The organism is Paenibacillus sp. 01T431, assembly GCF_056398625.1.
In genome coordinates this window covers 1-1,582 of the sequence record NZ_JBFTPT010000049.1, presented here as the reverse complement: position 1 = coordinate 1,582, position 1,582 = coordinate 1, and the positions used below count along the sequence as shown (strand labels likewise).

Annotated in this window: 2 protein-coding genes; both read left to right on the top strand. The window is 38.4% G+C overall.

The window, feature by feature from the left end:
* Window positions 1-128: 128 nt before the first annotated feature.
* On the top strand, window positions 129-440 hold the full coding sequence (locus AC1DM9_RS34260; protein WP_339209456.1) for an ArsR/SmtB family transcription factor: 312 nt from the start codon (window positions 129-131) through the stop codon (window positions 438-440).
* Between the two features lie 79 nt (window positions 441-519).
* A partial coding sequence (locus AC1DM9_RS34255) for an MFS transporter (RefSeq protein ID WP_477584489.1) occupies window positions 520-1,582 on the top strand: 1,063 nt, incomplete at its 3' end.

Below are 1,582 nucleotides of genomic sequence, written 5' to 3'. Positions count from 1 at the left end.
CTAACGGGCAGATTTCTCCAACAAAAGTCGGTACAGGCAATAGATTTTTCAAGTTCTTGTCAAAAGATATTGGAGAAAACAGCACATTTTATATTTACAAATCTATAAAAATAGATATAATAATCTGTATGGAACCATTACAGATTTATAAAGCTTTGTCTAACGAGACGCGTAGTCAAATTATGCTATGGTTAAAGAATCCAGAGGAATTCTTTGATGAAAAACCTTATCTACAACAAAATCTCAATTTTCAAATTGGTGTATGCGTGGGAGATATTCAGGCTAAAGCAGGTCTTGCACAGTCTGTTATTTCGAGTTATTTGTTGACGATGCAAAAAGCTGGTTTGTTGGAATCTGAGCGAATTGGGAAGTGGACGTACTATCGTCGAAACGAAAAGACAATACAGGAATTTTCCGAGTACATCCAAAAGAAACTATAGACTGAAAGGAGGTCTTTTTTTTTGTAATATACATCTATGAATCTATATATGTAAATATAAAAGGAGACTTACATTTAAAATGAAACAGGTTAACCCTTTGCTTATCATTATTTTGGCTTTAGGCGTATTCGGTATTATTACAACGGAAATGGGGATTATAGGTGTTTTACCCCAGGTAACTCAAAAATTTAATATATCGACCTCACAGGCTGGATGGCTTGTAAGTATATTTGCTCTCGTCGTTGCTATCTCAGGTCCATTCCTGACATTACTCGTATCCGGTATTAATCGTAAAGTCATTCTATTAACCACTTTGCTTATTTTTGCAATTTCGAATATGGTTTATGCTTATACGACCCAGTTCGATGTGATGCTAGTTTTTCGTTTTATCCCTGCTATTTTTCATCCCGTCTTTTTTTCGGTTGCCCTTGTGACCGCAGCCAAGCTTGTCCCTCCRGAAAAAAGCAGTAAAGCGGTCACAAAGGTTTTCGCCGGAATCACGGTGGGGTTTGCTTTTGGCGTGCCTTTGACATCTTATCTCGCGGAGAAGATTTCGTTAGAAGTCGCTTTCCTGTTCGGAGCTGTTGTAAGCATGATTGCCTTTGTAGGGATACAAGTTTGGCTTCCTTCCATGCCTGTTAAGGAAAAAATGTCTTATGGCAAGCAGCTTGGCATATTACGTAAACCTCAATTGTGGTTAAATATCGTGACCGTTATTTTTATCTTTGCAGCTATGTTTTCTGTGTACAGCTACTTTGCTGAATATCTTGTGCAAGTAACACATATGAACGGGTCAGGAATCAGCATCATGTTGATGGTCTTTGGTATCATCATGATTTTYGGGAATTTTTTATTTGGGGGCTTTGTTCATAAAAGCATTACAAAGACCGTMATCATGTTTCCTCTGCTATATGCGGTAATTTACTTATTCGCTTATTATCTGGGATCTTATCTCATTCCGATGGTTGTTATCGTAATCATTTGGGGGGTAGTGCATTCCGGCGGGCTTATTGTCAGTCAAGCATGGTTAACGACCGAGGCGAAAGAAGCTCCCGAATTCGGCAACAGCTTGTTTGTCTCATTTTCCAATCTTGGAATTACTGTAGGGGCTTCTATCGGTGGTTGGTTTATTTCTCACTTGG